At 41.1% G+C, this 15,652-nt stretch carries 15 protein-coding genes and 1 tRNA gene; 7 read left to right on the forward strand and 9 right to left on the reverse strand.

All coding sequences use genetic code 11. The features are described 5' to 3' along the window. Positions 1 to 11: 11 nt before the first annotated feature. Together E2P86_RS11765 and E2P86_RS11770 are read left to right on the forward strand one after the other, a co-directional pair. On the forward strand, positions 12 to 1,343 hold the full coding sequence (locus E2P86_RS11765; RefSeq protein ID WP_134433231.1) for a c-type cytochrome: 1,332 nt from the start codon (positions 12 to 14) through the stop codon (positions 1,341 to 1,343). A gap of 128 nt (positions 1,344 to 1,471) precedes the next feature. Continuing rightward, a complete protein-coding gene (locus tag E2P86_RS11770) occupies positions 1,472 to 1,738 on the forward strand; it encodes a hypothetical protein (protein WP_134433233.1) in 267 nt (88 codons plus the stop codon). 19 nt (positions 1,739 to 1,757) lie between these two features. On the opposite strand, the gene E2P86_RS11775 is transcribed toward E2P86_RS11770, so the two are convergent. From E2P86_RS11775 to E2P86_RS11785, 3 genes are all read right to left on the reverse strand, one after another. Next, positions 1,758 to 2,192, reverse strand: coding sequence for a GNAT family N-acetyltransferase (locus E2P86_RS11775; RefSeq protein WP_317128132.1), 435 nt, complete (start codon positions 2,190 to 2,192; stop codon positions 1,758 to 1,760). Between the two features lie 354 nt (positions 2,193 to 2,546). Beyond that, positions 2,547 to 3,830: a site-specific integrase gene (locus E2P86_RS11780; protein WP_134433237.1), complete on the reverse strand. Its 1,284-nt coding sequence runs from the start codon at positions 3,828 to 3,830 to the stop codon at positions 2,547 to 2,549. Between the two features lie 182 nt (positions 3,831 to 4,012). Then, positions 4,013 to 4,086: transfer RNA gene (locus tag E2P86_RS11785), tRNA-Ile, on the reverse strand. 250 nt (positions 4,087 to 4,336) lie between these two features. On the opposite strand from E2P86_RS11785, the gene E2P86_RS11790 reads away from it, so the two are divergent. Then, complete coding sequence (locus E2P86_RS11790; RefSeq protein WP_134433239.1) at positions 4,337 to 4,969, forward strand: HAD family hydrolase; 633 nt, start codon at positions 4,337 to 4,339, stop codon at positions 4,967 to 4,969. Positions 4,970 to 4,986: 17 nt separating this feature from the next. On the opposite strand, the gene E2P86_RS11795 is transcribed toward E2P86_RS11790, so the two are convergent. Next, entirely contained in the window at positions 4,987 to 6,111 is a 1,125-nt protein-coding gene (locus E2P86_RS11795; RefSeq protein ID WP_134433241.1) for an MBL fold metallo-hydrolase, read from the reverse strand. 315 nt (positions 6,112 to 6,426) lie between these two features. Between E2P86_RS11795 and E2P86_RS11800 the strand changes: the two genes are divergently transcribed. Together E2P86_RS11800 and E2P86_RS11805 are read left to right on the forward strand one after the other, a co-directional pair. After that, positions 6,427 to 7,185, forward strand: a complete 759-nt coding sequence (locus E2P86_RS11800; RefSeq protein ID WP_166785198.1) for a tyrosine-protein phosphatase — start codon at positions 6,427 to 6,429, stop codon at positions 7,183 to 7,185. Between the two features lie 105 nt (positions 7,186 to 7,290). After that, positions 7,291 to 7,923: a TetR/AcrR family transcriptional regulator gene (locus tag E2P86_RS11805; protein ID WP_085471454.1), complete on the forward strand. Its 633-nt coding sequence runs from the start codon at positions 7,291 to 7,293 to the stop codon at positions 7,921 to 7,923. 132 nt (positions 7,924 to 8,055) lie between these two features. Here E2P86_RS11805 and E2P86_RS11810 read toward each other — a convergent pair whose 3' ends face one another. From E2P86_RS11810 to E2P86_RS11820, 3 genes are all read right to left on the reverse strand, one after another. After that, positions 8,056 to 9,117 carry an acyl-CoA dehydrogenase family protein gene (locus E2P86_RS11810; protein WP_134433245.1) on the reverse strand — a complete coding sequence of 354 codons (1,062 nt, stop codon included), beginning with the start codon at positions 9,115 to 9,117 and terminating at the stop codon, positions 8,056 to 8,058. Then, positions 9,110 to 9,733, reverse strand: coding sequence for a nicotinamide riboside transporter PnuC (pnuC, locus tag E2P86_RS11815; protein ID WP_085471976.1), 624 nt, complete (start codon positions 9,731 to 9,733; stop codon positions 9,110 to 9,112). The genes E2P86_RS11810 and pnuC overlap by 8 nt, the downstream gene beginning before the upstream one ends. Positions 9,734 to 9,917: 184 nt before the next feature. Continuing rightward, a complete protein-coding gene (locus E2P86_RS11820) occupies positions 9,918 to 11,411 on the reverse strand; it encodes a malate:quinone oxidoreductase (RefSeq protein WP_085471452.1) in 1,494 nt (497 codons plus the stop codon). A gap of 267 nt (positions 11,412 to 11,678) precedes the next feature. On the opposite strand from E2P86_RS11820, the gene fabG reads away from it, so the two are divergent. Both fabG and E2P86_RS11830 read left to right on the forward strand, forming a co-directional pair. Then, positions 11,679 to 12,422 carry a 3-oxoacyl-[acyl-carrier-protein] reductase gene (fabG, locus tag E2P86_RS11825; protein WP_134433247.1) on the forward strand — a complete coding sequence of 248 codons (744 nt, stop codon included), beginning with the start codon at positions 11,679 to 11,681 and terminating at the stop codon, positions 12,420 to 12,422. Between the two features lie 300 nt (positions 12,423 to 12,722). Continuing rightward, complete coding sequence (locus E2P86_RS11830; protein ID WP_134433249.1) at positions 12,723 to 13,697, forward strand: LuxE/PaaK family acyltransferase; 975 nt, start codon at positions 12,723 to 12,725, stop codon at positions 13,695 to 13,697. Positions 13,698 to 13,704: 7 nt separating this feature from the next. Here the strand turns inward: E2P86_RS11830 and E2P86_RS11835 are convergent, their stop codons facing one another. Further along, a complete protein-coding gene (locus tag E2P86_RS11835; protein WP_085471449.1) occupies positions 13,705 to 14,619 on the reverse strand; it encodes a bestrophin family protein in 915 nt (304 codons plus the stop codon). Between the two features lie 52 nt (positions 14,620 to 14,671). Further along, positions 14,672 to 15,538 (reverse strand): KPN_02809 family neutral zinc metallopeptidase, encoded by an 867-nt coding sequence (gene ypfJ / locus E2P86_RS11840; protein WP_134433251.1) that lies wholly within the window; start codon positions 15,536 to 15,538, stop codon positions 14,672 to 14,674. Positions 15,539 to 15,652: the final 114 nt, after the last annotated feature.

Below are 15,652 nucleotides of genomic sequence, written 5' to 3' on the forward strand. Positions count from 1 at the left end.
ATTTTATACCCATGTTATTACAAATAAACACACCAGTACCCAAAGATATACCATTGGATTTACCACTGCCTGAATGGCTACTGGTCACACTATTGATCGTTTCTTTTCTACTTCATATTATTTTTATCAACTTGATGGTTGGAGGTAGTATCGTCGTCCTTTGGGCTCAGGTCAAAGGCTTGAAGGATAAACAGTATGATGTGTTTGCATATGAGATAGCGAAGACTATCACTGTCAATAAAAGTATTGCCGTTGTATTGGGAGTAGCCCCTTTATTGAGTATCAATACGCTTTACACCGTTTACTTTTATTCTGCAAATGCGCTAACTGGATTTGCATGGATTATGATTATCCCATTGGTTACTATTGCGTTCTTGTTGACTTACTTGCATAAGTACAGTTGGAGTGCGATGAAAAACCATAAAGCACTACATATCGGCATCATAGCGTTATCCGTTTTGATATTTTTATTTATTCCCTTAATATTTTTGACGAACGTCAACTTGATGATGTTTCCTGAAAAATGGGGAACGATAAAAGGTTTTCTCAGTGCATTGGTTTTACCGAACGTTTTCCCCAGATATTTTGAGTTTTTAGGTGCTTGTGTTTCGGTTACAGGAGTATTCATTGTCTGGTACAACGGGCGTAAAAATTATCCGTTTGAAGAAATCTATAACAACTTCACCAGAGCCCAGGTTAAGCGCGTCGGCTACCACATCGCATTGGTTGGGTTAGCGGGACAGATCGTTTTTGGTGCTATTGTATTGATGACATTACCCGCAAAAGGGGTGAGTTTTGAGGTTATCGAAATTATGGGGGTAGCTGGGGGATTGCTCGTTTTGGCGCTATGGTGGATATGGCAAACGGTAAAAGATACCGATGAAAACCTGAATAGGCATTTTTGGAAAATAACGATAGCCATATTTGTTTTCATGATCTGTTATGGCGGAAGCCGCCAAATGTACCGACACAATGCTTTAGACAAGCATCAACAGATGATGGCAGCACATACCGCTTCATTTCAAGCCTTGAGTAAAGAAGCACGGGAAAACTATGTTGAAGAAGAGCCAGAATTAGAAATTGATGAGTCATTGGGCGATCTTGCAAAAGGGACTGCTCTCTTTCAGGCGAGTTGTTCAGGTTGCCATCAATTGGATCAGCAACTGGTGGGGCCTCCAATAAGGGAAATGAAGCAAATTTATGAGAAAGATGAACCGAAATTGATTGCTTGGATAAAAGCACCGGGGAGGAAGCGTATGGAACTAATGCAGATGCCGGGTTTCCCACAGATACCGGATGAAGATTTAAAAGAAATTGCAAAGTACATTCTCTCTGTTGAATGACAATTAAGATGTAACACTATGGACGATTACGATAGAAACATGCAGACAAGGGTTGTGGATGGTATACTGATTAGCTGTATGGTATTAAAAATCGCTTATATATTGTTTCACCTGTTTTTTTAAACACTATGATACGTAACATACCTAAAATTAAAACAACGTTTTTACTTATCCTGACAATACTTACGGCGCTGACATTCGCTGTACTTTGGTATATTGAAAAAGAACCAACCATATGGATTCTTTTTGTAGGGCTTGCATTAGGCGTAGTTGCAATTGTGGCGCAGTGCCTCAACCTAGTTTTTATAATGATTTTTGCCGCCAAAAAGCCTGAAGTTGGTTACAAAGAAAACGATAGAAACAAAAAGTATGAGTTTATTCGGGGGCTGTACTAAGATTAATTGGTAAAGTGACCTAATAATTCTTAACCACTTTTCCCATGCCTCTTGATTTTGGCCAAACGGGCTCAAAACCATATTTGGCATACAGGTCATAAGCATTGCCGTCGGCAATAAGATTGACATAGCAAGACGATGGCAATTCGCGTTCGATAAAATCATTTAGCATCGTCATGATAAGCTTTCCTAACCCCTTCTTTTGATGCTCTGGTAATACACAAATATCTACAATTTGGCAATGGCACCCCCCGTCTCCAACTAATCTTCCCATACCTATCACTTCGTTTTTGCTGTCTGTATCTAAGACGACAACACTGCAAAGTGAATTTTTTAGCGCTATTGTTGCGGCTTTTTCTGACTTTGGGAAAAGCCCGCAAGTCTCTCTTAGAAATCGGTATTTTTCTACAGTGGGAGAATCGTACAGAGCTTTGTATGTCATTTCTATTAGCATTATTTAAGTGTCGTTCCTCGAGAGGAATATTTTTTGTAAAAATAAATGACCAACCTTTAAAGGTTGTATTAACAAAAAATCGAAATCATCTTCTACGTCTTCTTGGCTTTGTTGTAGTCCATATAAATATAAACCATATACCAAAAGCGACACCAAACCCAATCCACGGAGTTTTCATAGATAATGCGGCAAAAAAACCTACCGTTGCAATGATGCAGGTAATAAAAAACCAAATTACATTTTTCATTGTTAGCCAAGTTTAAATTTTATTATTTATATAACTATAACGTTGCATAGGCTTAATGCCCATGCAACGAATTAATAGTTTATGCAGCGATCTTGTCTGAATTATCTTTAGCCTGCATATTTTTTTTTCAATATCCTGTCTTCGACTTTCCGAAGCTGTGCAATCACTTTCCGTTGTACATCATCCACAATCTTCCAATCTTTGGCAATATAAATATCTGTCGTACGGTTGCCCTCGTCAACGTGATTGAGCGCAAGAGCCACATCGTCCTTGCTCATCCGGCAATCGTTACGGGCGGTATTGGCAAAGGTGTGCCGGGCCCAATACAGCGTAAGGTCGGGTACGCCCGTTAATTTGCGTAACTGTTCCATGCCTTTGCACAATGCCCAATTGAGACAGCTACTGCTGGAATAGCGAAGCGAAAGTTTACCCAAGTACTTTTCAAGTAAAGGCTTGGCTTCATCAACGATCTTAATACTTATAAAGGCATTGTCCTTACGTTTGCCCTCAGTCTTGGAACGATTGTAGTCTATGCGGCCATTCCTGATGTCCCGTTCAGTTAATTGGTAAAGGTCTACAGCATTCATTCCGCACAGGTAGAACGAAAGCATATATAATTCCTTAGCCAATTCAACACGACTTCCGGGCTTGGTCACACAATCCCTTATAGTCAGCACTTGTTCAAGCGTGTTATTCCTTTTCTTGGTTAGGGGCGGGGAACCAACCTTATATTTCTTGAATGGATAATGCTTAATGCGATATATGCCCAGGTCTTCATTATTATAAATTTCCCGTGCAGTATTGAACAATGTCCGCAAGTCACGCATGTGATTGTGTAGGCCACTATCCTTTAAGCCTTTTTTTGTAGTGACAACAGGTTTACCGTCCTGATTGTAGCGTGTCATCGTACGCTCCGACCGCAGGAAACGTTCATACGCCACCAACATATTTGAATTGATCTCTTTAATGGATACGGATGGGCGTTTAAAATAATCCACCAAACTGTTACGGACAGTATTCTGATTTTTTGCTGTTCCTTTTTCTTTTTCTCCTCCTTTTTTCAGACGTTCGATGTGCTTATCACAAAACTTGATAAAGTCCACATCTTCATCTTTGTCACGCAAGTAATCCCGCAGTGATTCGGCAGTGAAGTAATCAAGACGGTCGTCCAGATCGCTAATCGTCTTCCGATGTTCTTTGAGTTCGTCACTAACCTTTTCCAAAATGAAAGGGTCTTTGATTTTTAAATCTTTCGTGAGTTGTTTCTTGACGACAAAATGTGCGGTGTCAATAAACTTTCTTTCGCCTTTGTGATAGACACAGATTTTCACGTTGTAAGTGTCATCAGCTTTCTTGTGGTGTGCATAAACTTTTGCGCTTACGGTTGCCATAATTTTTCCAATTGCCACGCAAAATGCTGTTACGTATTTGTTACATTTTTGCGTGAGGTTAAACAAAAAACTATGTAAAACCAGCCGTAGGGGCGATTTGCCCGTGACCGCTTCGCCGATGAAATCGGCTTAGAGAAATGAAAAAAAAACCGCTTCAAAATTTCTTCTGAAACGGCTTTTTGTGCGCCCAGCTGGGCTCGAACCAGCGACCAAGAGATTATGAGTCTCCTACTCTAACCAACTGAGCTATAGGCGCTTATGTTATTTTATTTGTCAAATATAGACAAAAATGCTCAAATTTTTTGAGTTTTAAACTTTCTGAAATTTTCTCTCTGTTTAGGAGAGGTTTTCAGTACTAAAAAACTCTTTTTTAGTGCCTTAGCCCATGAGATTATGAGTCTTCTACTCTAACCGACTGAGCTATAGGCGCGGTTTGTTTTTTTGACGGAGAATTCCGTTTTGATGATGCAATTATCGATATTTGGGGCGAGAAAACAAAATTTTAGATGCAAAAAATTGAAAATATTATTCTCGATTACGGCAATGTCATTTTCATGATCGACTTTAATCGAGCGTGCCAAGCTTTTATCACATTGGGTATCAAAAACGTAGACGATTTCTTTGGACATAAAGCACAAGATCCCCTTTTTGATGCATTTGACAAAGGAGAAATCACCCCAGCCGAATTCCGCACAGCGATTCGTGAAAAAACAAATAGCCCCGAGCTAAGCGACCAACAAATTGATGACGCATGGAACGCCTTACTCATCGGTGTACCCCAAGGAAAACATGAGGTCCTTCTTGCACTAAGAGAAAAATATCGCACCTTCCTGTTGAGCAATAACAACGAAATACATTACGCATACTGTATGCAACATATTCAAGAAAAATACGGCATCCCGAACAATGATATTTTCTTTGAAAAAGCATACTATTCCCATCAGATGGGTATGCGGAAACCCAACGCAGAAATTTTTGAACAAGTAGTAACCGAGACCGGTATCAACCCCGCGACAACCCTGTTTATTGACGACAGTCCACAACACCTCGCTACAGCAAACCAGTTAGGGTTTCAAACCGCATTATGCACCAGTGAAGACACATTGGAAATACTGGTGGAACGCTACGGGCTACTGTAACCCGTAGTTACAAACAACTACTCTACCCACCACTTTTTCGGTGCAGCCGCAGCAGTTTCGAGGTAGAGTGGTTCACCAATCATCGGCGTCACCAAAGGCAAAGAATCCCGCTGTGCCGAGCTGTAAATATTTTCCAACGGTTCATACCACGCATGCTTGCCCAACGCATATTTCGAGTTATGCACCGTAAAGAAGCGCTTAGGCTTAAGATCTTTCACCGCCTGTACTAAGTCCTCCGGCATCATATGAATGTATCGCCAATCAGCATTATACTGACCATTCTCCATTATAGCAAAGTCAATCTCGCCAAAACGCTCCCCGATGGCTTTAAAATGCGCCTCATATCCCGTATCCCCAGAAATATAGACCTTACCTGCACTAGCACTTTCCAGCAGATAAGAAGCCCAAAGGGTTTTGTTCGGTTGCAGACCACGTCCCGAAAAATGTCGTGCCGGCAACGTATTAATTTTGAGATGTTCATCCAAAACTACACTGTCAAACCAATCGTGCTCCACAATACGAGCAGGATCAAAACCCCAATATTCTAAATGTGAAGCCACGCCAAGCGGACACACGACCTTCCCTACCCGATTTTTCAGTACCACCATCGTTTCATAATCCAAGTGATCCCAGTGATCGTGTGTAATCAATAAATAATCAATATCAGGTATATCTTGTGGATGATACGCATCCGCACCTCGGAATGCTTTGTTGACAAAGGAAATGGGCGAAGCCGTCAGCAAGACAGGGTCCACCAAAAAGCGCTTACCATCCAACTGCATATATAACGAAGAGTGCCCTAACCACACCACCAGGTTATCCTTTCTGTTTAGCGCTTTTAGATCCGTTTTTATTGCCGGCACATCCTTGGTCGGACGCAAGTCTTTGATCTTCTGAAAGAAGAATTCGGTAAACAAAACAAATTTAGACTTATCGGTCGCTAAATTCGGTGTGATCGTTTGATTTTGAAAAATCCCATTTTTGAAATTTTCAGACTGCTGAATACGCGCTAAGCGAGCACCTTCAGGTAGCTTTCCAAAGCTGGGCTGTTGCAAGAAAAGGTATGTACCTACGGCAACCACGGCAAGCAATATAAAAAGTGTATACAAAATTCGTTTGATTAAAATTCTACGTTTAGACATGTCGATTATGCATTTTATGCATCCGCGGTAAAAATACACAAGTTCCAGGGTACAACTATACGACTACGATCTGAAAGACACATTTTTACGTTTTTCTTACAGAAATAAAGCCCCTTACTTTTAGCACGATACAAACAAAAAATACTTATGCATTGTTAATTCCGTATGTGCACGCACAAACTAACCCTTATTATGTTTAAGTATTACAAAAATATTCGCTTATATTGTTTCTGTCTTACCTTACTTATAACAGTAAATGCTTGCTTAAATCCAAGTGGGACAGATCAAACACAACATACCGAAAAGCAGCAGCAAATGAATAACTCAACTCTTGCAGATTCTGATATTTCCTTCGAAAAAATTGGTAATGCCCGTGATTTAGGCGGGCTGAAGGCTTCCGATGGGCGGACTATAGTTTATAGAAAACTCATCCGAATGGGAAACCCCGGCTTAGCCACCACAAAAGATATACAATACATAAAAAAACAAATAAACCCCGATGTAGTCATTGACTTTAGAACAGAATCAGAAAAAAATCCTGCTGAACAAACCTTTGCCGAATCGTTCGTCTGGGTAGCGGATCCCATTGATGCAGGAAACTTACAAGCGGTCGGAATTGAAGACTGGCTTAAAACAGCAAACGTAGATAGTTTGGAGCATATGATGATAGAAATATATCGACAGTTTCCTGTTCGTTATCAAGCACAATATAAACGCTTCTTAAAGTATGCCGAAGATGATAAAACGATTATGTACCACTGTACAGCAGGAAAAGATAGAACAGGATTTACAACACTGCTCCTCTTGGCGGCACTCGGTCTAGATAAGCAAACTATCTATGATGATTACCTCAAATCTAACCGCGCTATAAATAACCTACAACGAAGTATGGGTGAACAGCTGAAAGATGTTCCAATTGATGTGGAAACGCTGAAACCCCTGCTGGGTGTCAAAGCATCATATCTTCAAGCATCATGGGATATCATTAATAGTAAATATGGTGGTATGGATAATTACTTGACGAAAATATTAGAGATTGATGTTGATAAAATTAGAGCCAACTATTTACAATAAAACATCCATAACAACTTCAATCTCATTGAATATTATCGATAGTCAACAAATAACAAATGGTTCTGTTGTTTTGCATTTAAACGCTATTTTTTCTAAGTTTGACACATGACTAGAAAGACATACAATGGGGAGAAAAACAACAAAGAGCGGACGATGAATAAACTCATTCAAGCCGTTGGTGTTGTTTTGGAAAAAGAGGGGTATACCGGTTTAAGTATTGCTAATATAGCGCATGCCGCGGGTGTAGACCGCAAATTGATTACCGTTTATTTTGGATCGGTCAACCATCTCATTGAAACTTACATCAAAGGAAAAGATTACTGGATTGGCATCACAGAGAGTGTCGAAGCTCGTTTACAAGGATACGAGGATGCCAGTACGCGTGTATACCTAGAGACCATGATCTTAGAGCAAATGGCACATTTCTCTAAAAATGAGGAAATGCAAAAAGTAGTCACCTGGCAAATCAGTGAACAGTCAGATATTATGTCGCATGTTACACAAGAACGTGAACGGATTAGTTCCATGTTCTTTCCAATCGCCGACAAAGAGCTCGCTGGGCGTGCGGTAGATCTTCGTGCTGTAAGTAGTATTCTTATTTCCGCTATTTACTATCTAGTCTTACATGCGAAATATACCGATAGCACTGTTTGCGAAATTGACATCAGAACGGAAGAAGGCATGGCACGTATACAAGAAGCTGTAAAGTTTATTCTAAAAGCAACATACGGAGAGTAGCGGAAAGGATTCGCAAAACTAATCAGACACAAAAATTCGCTGCTTTGAGCCCTCCGCGGATTGTATCTCACTAAGGGAACTTCCAACAATAAACTACAATCTAAAGACTCCCTAAGACGAACAACGACAAAGCTACCCGTTTAACAAAGCGTGTTGTGTAGCGGTAAATATATTCCGAAATACCATATTGATTTCATTATCCCGTTGTGCTCCATCGATCCCCGTACGTGGGAACAGTTCCGTTGTCTTTTCACGTATAAAAAGAACCACCTCTTTCGCTAACTCCGATATCCGTTCCAATGAGATCGCGTCAGGACTTTCCTTCCCCCAAGTCTCCGTCATCAGCGTATACAATTCCTCGCTATGCGTTTCAAATGTGGTCAAAATAATATCCAATTCCTTAAAGTATCCTTTCCCTTTTCGCGTATTCCACACCGTATCTGCTGATTTTTGATACAGCAGTTTTTCGTAAAGCGCAACGAACTTCCGGAACATTCCCATATAATTAACCACCAATGTACAGGCGGCAAACGCCATAAAAGGATAGTAGTATAAGGCGGTATTTATAGTGCGTTGTTCTGGAATCAAATTGAACGATCTATTGGCCGGTACAAATAGACCTTCGACAGAGAAACTATGACTGGCGGTTACTTCCAATCCAAAAGTATCCCAATCATAATGAATCAATACATCAGCGCAGTCCACAAAAAAAGAAGCATAGACAGGCTCTCCTTCATCCGATAATATCGGTTGTCCCTCTTTATAAAGCCAAGCATTCAACGTAAAATGTGTGAGATGTGGAGCACCTGTAGCATACTTCCACAAACCTGAAATAACATAACCACCTTCCGTTATATCGGCTCTTCCGGCCGCTTTCCCACTCCCGCCCCAGCAGACATCATGTGCTTGAAAAACGCTTTCTGCTAATTGCGGTTCCAAAAAACCGGCAAACATATTGGCACCCGAGCACAAGGTTACCGTCCATCCTAATCCGCCATCCTGAAAAGCTAACTCTTCTAATAACTGACACCCACTCTTCAGGTCGTACTCCAATCCGCCATACACCTTTGGCACCCACAAGTTGAACCACCCTTGTTCATAGATCATAGCCAACTGCTCTGCTGTCAGCTGCTTCTTCGCAACAGCCAAATGCATATTATCTTTTATAATCGATTCTATAGATGCACTAAACATAGGTTGTATTTTTCTGATTAGCCATAATCCGCTTCCACTCCAAGTAACCGAAAATAGCAATAATAAACAGGACAAGAGTTAATAACGCAAAGAGAAAGAGCCCCTTATAAAACAAGAGTGGTATCGCTATAATATTACTAATATTCAGCAGAATCCAATTTTCAAGCTTACGTTTTGCTAAAAGCCACATCCCTGCCCACGCTGTACTTGACACGATCGCATCCATCATCGGTACATCCGAATTAGTGAAATATCGCAACACCAGGTACAACGCAAAATACCCCACCACTACAATAGCCGACACAATCTTCCATTCACTCGGTGTGCTGCGCGTAATCTGCACCGGAACAGCAGTCCGTTGTCCCCGCCAATACCACAATCCGTATACGCTCATCACCAGATAATACATATTAAGAAGAATCTCGGCATAGAGTTTTGCTGAGTACAAAACAGAAATCGTCAGTAAAATAGAGATGATGCCGAAGAAATAGTTGGAAATCTTATTTCGTTTGGATAACAGCACTTGCGTTACCCCAAAAAGAACAGCAATACGCTCCAACCAAGATGTTTGTTGCAAACCTTGGTACAGCTGTTCAAAAAGATCATTTACTTGCATAGATAAGTGTGTATTAATAATACGCACTTATGGAAGATGGCTTAAAAAAAGAAAATTTATCCCTACGCCAGCATTACCTGGATCAGGTTCCTCTTACGTTACCGCAAGATTGGGTATATTCTCAGCCTCTATCGTTCAGCTAAAAAATTGCTGAACGAGAGCACCCCATAAGTATTTTAATATATTATGATAATTTCAATGCCTCTGCAGAGCGACGACGTACATCGTTACAAAGCGTTGCATCATCATTTAATTTTTTCCCCCACGAAGGAATCATCTCCCGTAATTTCTTACGGTAATCATCCGATTTCGCACGTTCAGGGAAACATTTTTTCAATAAATTAATCATGATCGGCACCGATGTAGAAGCGCCAGGCGAAGCACCAAGCAATGCCGCAATCGAACCATCTGCACTAGAAACAATCTCTGTTCCAAACTCTAAGATACCACCATGTTTAGGGTCTTTCTTGATGACCTGTACCCGTTGTCCTGCGACCTCAATTCCCCAATCCTCCATCTTTGCAGACGGCATAAATTGCTTCAAAGCATTAAGCTTATCCGCGGGACTCTTCATCACCTCCGTGATCAGGTACTTCGTTAAATCCATATTATCTAATCCTGCCGATATCATCGGACGAATATTCGACAATTTAATGGAAGCCGGTAAATCGAAGTATGATCCTTTTTTCAAAAATTTAGTAGAGAAACCTGCATAAGGTCCAAACAATAACGCTTGTTTACCATCGATATACCGTGTGTCCAAGTGAGGAACAGACATCGGTGGCGCACCCACAGAAGCTTTTCCATATACTTTAGCGTGATGCTGTTTGATGATGGCATCGTTCTTACAACGCAACCATTGTCCGCCTACCGGAAAACCACCATATCCTTTTGCTTCTGGAATACCTGATTTTTCCAATAACAATAAGGAACGACCACCTGCACCAATAAACACAAAACGTGCCTTGATTTCACGTTTTTCGCCCGTTTTAAGATCTTTCACCTCAACCTCCCAACGGCCATCGTCCTCACGTTCGATATCGCGCACCTCGTGGTTCAGAGAAAGGGTAATGTTCTCTTTTTCTTGTAAATGCTTAATTAATTCCTTCGTTAAGGCACCAAAGTTCACATCCGTTCCAATTTCCATGCGTGTAGCGGCCATTGCCTCTGTTTCATCGCGGCCATCCATCATCAAAGGAACCCAGTCTTTCAACGTTTCCTTATCCTCGGTATAGATCATTCCTTTAAAAAGGTTCTCTTTCTGTAGTGTCTCAAAACGTGTGCGCAAGAACTTCACGTCCTTTTCGCCGAATACCGCACTCATATGTGGAACCTGACGAATAAATTCAGCAGGTTTCGTTAAAATTCCTTTTTCGACTAAGTGTGTCCAAAACTGCTTGGATATTTCAAACTGCTCTGCAATATTTATAGCCTTATCAATCTTAACTGTGCCGTTTGCCTGCTCTGGCGTATAGTTCAACTCACATAATGCAGAGTGGCCTGTGCCCGCGTTATTCCACGCATCGGAGCTCTCTGCGGCAACAACATCTAGTCGTTCTATAATTTCAATATTTATATCCGGACTCAGTTCATTGATTAGTGTTCCCAATGTAGCGCTCATAATACCTGCACCAATCAGAACAACATCAACTTCAGATTTTTTCGTTTTTTTACCCATGGTCTTAAAATTCGGTACAAAATTAACATTCACAACTCTTTTAACCGAATCAAAATGTCAAAATTCTTTCATTATTGCTATGATTTTTTCAACACAATCCGCCATTTCGTAAAATCAAATTACAAACTGGCCATTTCAGATAAAACCACGCCGATAGAAATCCTGAATTAAATTGTGATATCTAATGAATATTTAACATTTTTGTTGCCAGCTTCCTTCCTAAAAATCGAATGGAGAGGATGGTTTGAAAACTATATACACAACAGCATGAAACTATTAGAAGGCAAAACGGCTCTTGTTACGGGAGCATCTAAAGGCATAGGCAGAAAAATTGCAGAAGTATTTGCGCAGCATGGCGCCAATGTAGCGTTCACCTATTTATCTTCCGTAGAAAAAGGTCAAGCCCTTGAACAAGAGCTCCAAGCATTTGGCACGAAAGTAAAAGGATACCGTTCGGATGCATCTCAGTTTGCGGAAGCGGAGAAGCTTATTGAAGATATTGTGTCCGAATTCGGAACGATCGATGTTGTGGTAAACAATGCCGGTATCACAAAAGACGGTCTTCTGATGCGTATGACGGAAGAAAACTGGGACGATGTGATGAATGTGAATGTAAAATCGGTGTTCAATGTTACAAAAGCAGCTTCCAAAGTGATGATGAAAAACCGTAAAGGGTCATTTATTAATATGAGCTCTGTTGTTGGTGTGCAAGGTAATGCGGGTCAAGCAAACTATGCTGCATCCAAAGCAGGTATCATTGGTTTCTCCAAATCTGTAGCACGCGAATTAGGTTCACGTAATATCCGTACAAATGTGATTGCTCCAGGTTTCATTCGTACCGAAATGACGGAAGTATTAGACCCGAAGGTTGTTGCTGGCTGGGAAGCTAATATCCCATTAAAACGTGCTGGCGAAGCCGAAGAAGTTGCTAACGCATGTCTTTTCTTAGCTTCTGATCTTTCTTCGTATGTAAACGGACAGGTTCTTCCCGTTGATGGCGGAATGTTATAAGATATTTTTTGAGGCTGTCTAAGAAGAGTAGATCGTCATTACGTATAGGTATCAGGTCATTGCGAACCTGAGGAACGAGGGTGCGGCAATCTTCAGGAGATACATACATAAAGATTGCCGCGTCGCTTCGCTCCTCGCAATGACGAAAAAACTGCTTTTTAGAGTAAATCTTTTTTGCGAATAGGTATCTCGTCATTGCGAACTTGAGGAACGAAGGCGTAGCAATCTTCAGGAGACGTTTTTAGACAGCCTTATTTTTAACAAAGTACGCACCCGTTGTACATTTTTCATGTGTTGAATATGCTTGATAAAATCTTTTCCATTACGAATGAAAACGACTTCAATACCGTATGTATTGAGATATTTCATTTCCAGTATCAACAAAATCCAATCTATCGAAATTACGTTGATCTACTCGGGAAAAGAACAGATAGCATCACACACTATACGGAAATTCCATTCTTACCGATCGAATTTTTCAAAACGCAGCGTGTTACCTCCACTGAGAGCATTCCCGCTATCACTTTTTCGAGCTCGGGCACTACGGGGATGTCAACCAGTAAGCATCATGTGGCTGACCTCGACTACTATGAGCGGAGCTTTCGGCAGTGTTTCGAGATGTTCTATGGATCGGCAGCAGATACTGTCTTTCTGGCTTTACTCCCCAATTATCTTGAACGCACAGGTTCTTCACTGATCTACATGGTTGATGACCTGATAAAACAAAGCAAACAACCGGAGTCAGGGTACTTTCTATATAACCATGGCGATTTGTTTACGACCTTGGAACAGCTTAAGCAACAAGGAAAAAAGACAATTTTAATTGGTGTTACCTATGCACTACTTGATTTTTGCGAAGCCTATACTATCGATTTCCCGGAGCTTATCGTCATGGAAACGGGAGGCATGAAGGGACAACGGAAAGAAATGATCCGCGAGGAGCTACACCACATATTATGTTCAGGTTTTGGAGTTCCTAAAATTCATTCGGAATATGGCATGACGGAGTTGCTTTCGCAAGGTTATTCTAAAGGAGATGGTTTATTTGACACTCCCCCATGGATGAGAATCCTGATTCGCGACACAAATGATCCACTTACGTTAATCGACCAACAAAAGACTGGTGCCATCAATGTAATTGACTTAGCGAATTACTATTCTTGTGCTTTCATTGCCACACAGGATCTGGGCAAACATCACCCTGGCGGCTTATTCGAAATACTAGGTCGCTTTGATAACAGCGATATTCGTGGTTGCAACCTTTTGGTTCAGTAAAAACCGATTAACTCAAAATAAAATTAGCGTTAGGTTCTGTCACCTGCGGAAGTGGTTTACCCACCAGTTCGCATAAGCTGTATTCAATATTCTGACTCATATTATCGAGTGCCAGATCATTTTCCTCATACCCAAAAGGCTCGGCAATTTCTGCCACAATAGCATCCAAAGCGATAAAAGAATACGCCACAAAGGTTACAAAGAAAGGCATGGCCCAGCTAATGGTATCAATCAATCCAAAAGGCAACAGAAAACAATAAAGATAAACTGTACGGTGTAATAAAACGAAATAAACAAAAGGAATGCGCGTATGTAAAATCCGCTCACAGCCCCCTAATATAGACGATAGTTCATTGATATTTTGGTCGATTCGTACTTTCTCTATAGAATCGATGTAGCCAGCTTTCTGTTGGTCCTGCAGCCACCTGGTGAGCTCATTCAGGATCACTGCGGGTTTATATCTTTTGGTCGCTAACGTATCACAAAACTCTGCCGGTAGTAAGCGACGCATCTCTGTCATCATATCCTTGCTGCGAAGTTGCCCATTGAGTGCATAGGTGAATGCAATAATCAGGTCAATGCTATACCCCTGTTCTCTTTTGGAAGTACCACAATAATTTTGAATCTGGAAAGCTAAAGAACGGGTGTGTATAACGAGGCTTCCCCATAGTTTACGTCCCTCCCAAAAGCGATCATAAGCAGCAGAATTACAGAAACCCAAGAATATAGCCAACGAGATCCCCATCAGGGTGAACACCGTCACATTCAAAGGAAAATCGGTATTTGGGGTGTATTTATGGTAAAAGTAAACACCCCAAGAGAATGCAAACAAAAGCAATAAATTGGGGTAAATCTTTTTGAGAACAGATCCCTTCCAAGAAAACAACATCCGTAAAATGGTACCTCTAGATCGAACTATCATTGCATAACAATTTTCACAAAGTTACGAACATCGCGGATCAAAAGACAGGCTTTTACTGTAAACTTCGGTCCCCAAAAGTATTCCCTGCGTTCACATCCCCCGTTTCATATCCTTTTTTAAACCAATATACACGTTGCTCTGACGTACCATGTGTAAAGGATTCAGGATTTGACTTACCGTAAGCTTGCTCTTGTAAGTGGTCATCCCCTACTGCCGCCGCTGCGCGCATACCATCTAAAATATCATCGTAGGTAATTTCAATCTTGGTTTGTTTTTGCAAGTGGTGTGCCCATACGCCCGCATAAAAATCAGCTTGCAATTCAGTCATAACCGACACTTTATTGTACTCCCGCTCGCTCATCTTTGCGCGTAATGCATTCGTTTGATCGAGTACACCTAACACATTCTGAATGTGATGACCTACCTCATGCGCAATAACATACGCTAATGCAAACTCCCCCTTTGCACCGTATTTCTGGGTTAGCTCTTTATTAAAGCTTAGATCTAAGTATATCTTTTGATCGCCCGGACAGTAGAAAGGTCCAAAATGCGCTTGTCCGGTACCACAACCCGCGGTCTCTATAGCCCCATTGTAGACGGTAAGTTTAGGGATTGGATAGTTCTTTCCGCTTTGCTTAAAAATGCTGCTCCAAACATCTTCCGTACTTGCTAAAACGACATCCGTAAAGGCGAGTAAATTGTCTTCCTCAGGGCTTGATACATACTCACCTTGTGTAGTCGTGGATCCCAAACCACTTTGCTGTGCTTGGTTAAGTAACTGCATGGGATCGCCCCCCATCAGGAAGCCAATGATTAACACGATAATCCCTCCGATACCACCAAAGGCCAATTTCTTGCCTCCACTCATACCTCGTTTATCTTCAACATTACCGCTTCTGCGGGCGCCTTGCCATTTCATAATTCCTTGATTTAGTACGTCAGTTACTTGTCTAGTATTTTCTTTCAATATTACAAATTTTTCGTCAAGAATCAAGCCATAGAGACAAAATCGGCGTTGTCGTTAATTTTTAGT

The sequence above is a fragment of the Sphingobacterium psychroaquaticum genome (assembly GCF_004421025.1).
Classification (GTDB): Bacteria; Bacteroidota; Bacteroidia; order Sphingobacteriales; family Sphingobacteriaceae; genus Sphingobacterium; species Sphingobacterium psychroaquaticum.

Bases quoted from the DNA above. Each gene is read 5' to 3' on its own strand.
- E2P86_RS11765 (WP_134433231.1), top strand. From the start codon at position 12: ATGTTATTACAAATAAACACACCAGTACCCAAAGATATACCATTGGAT.
- E2P86_RS11770 (WP_134433233.1), top strand. From the start codon at position 1,472: ATGATACGTAACATACCTAAAATTAAAACAACGTTTTTACTTATCCTG.
- E2P86_RS11775 (WP_317128132.1), bottom strand. From the start codon at position 2,192: ATGCTAATAGAAATGACATACAAAGCTCTGTACGATTCTCCCACTGTA.
- E2P86_RS11780 (WP_134433237.1), bottom strand. From the start codon at position 3,830: ATGGCAACCGTAAGCGCAAAAGTTTATGCACACCACAAGAAAGCTGAT.
- E2P86_RS11790 (WP_134433239.1), top strand. From the start codon at position 4,337: ATGCAAAAAATTGAAAATATTATTCTCGATTACGGCAATGTCATTTTC.
- E2P86_RS11795 (WP_134433241.1), bottom strand. From the start codon at position 6,111: ATGTCTAAACGTAGAATTTTAATCAAACGAATTTTGTATACACTTTTT.
- E2P86_RS11800 (WP_166785198.1), top strand. From the start codon at position 6,427: ATGAATAACTCAACTCTTGCAGATTCTGATATTTCCTTCGAAAAAATT.
- E2P86_RS11805 (WP_085471454.1), top strand. From the start codon at position 7,291: ATGACTAGAAAGACATACAATGGGGAGAAAAACAACAAAGAGCGGACG.
- E2P86_RS11810 (WP_134433245.1), bottom strand. From the start codon at position 9,117: ATGTTTAGTGCATCTATAGAATCGATTATAAAAGATAATATGCATTTG.
- pnuC (WP_085471976.1), bottom strand. From the start codon at position 9,733: ATGCAAGTAAATGATCTTTTTGAACAGCTGTACCAAGGTTTGCAACAA.
- E2P86_RS11820 (WP_085471452.1), bottom strand. From the start codon at position 11,411: ATGGGTAAAAAAACGAAAAAATCTGAAGTTGATGTTGTTCTGATTGGT.
- fabG (WP_134433247.1), top strand. From the start codon at position 11,679: ATGAAACTATTAGAAGGCAAAACGGCTCTTGTTACGGGAGCATCTAAA.
- E2P86_RS11830 (WP_134433249.1), top strand. From the start codon at position 12,723: ATGCTTGATAAAATCTTTTCCATTACGAATGAAAACGACTTCAATACC.
- E2P86_RS11835 (WP_085471449.1), bottom strand. From the start codon at position 14,619: ATGATAGTTCGATCTAGAGGTACCATTTTACGGATGTTGTTTTCTTGG.
- ypfJ (WP_134433251.1), bottom strand. From the start codon at position 15,538: ATGAAATGGCAAGGCGCCCGCAGAAGCGGTAATGTTGAAGATAAACGA.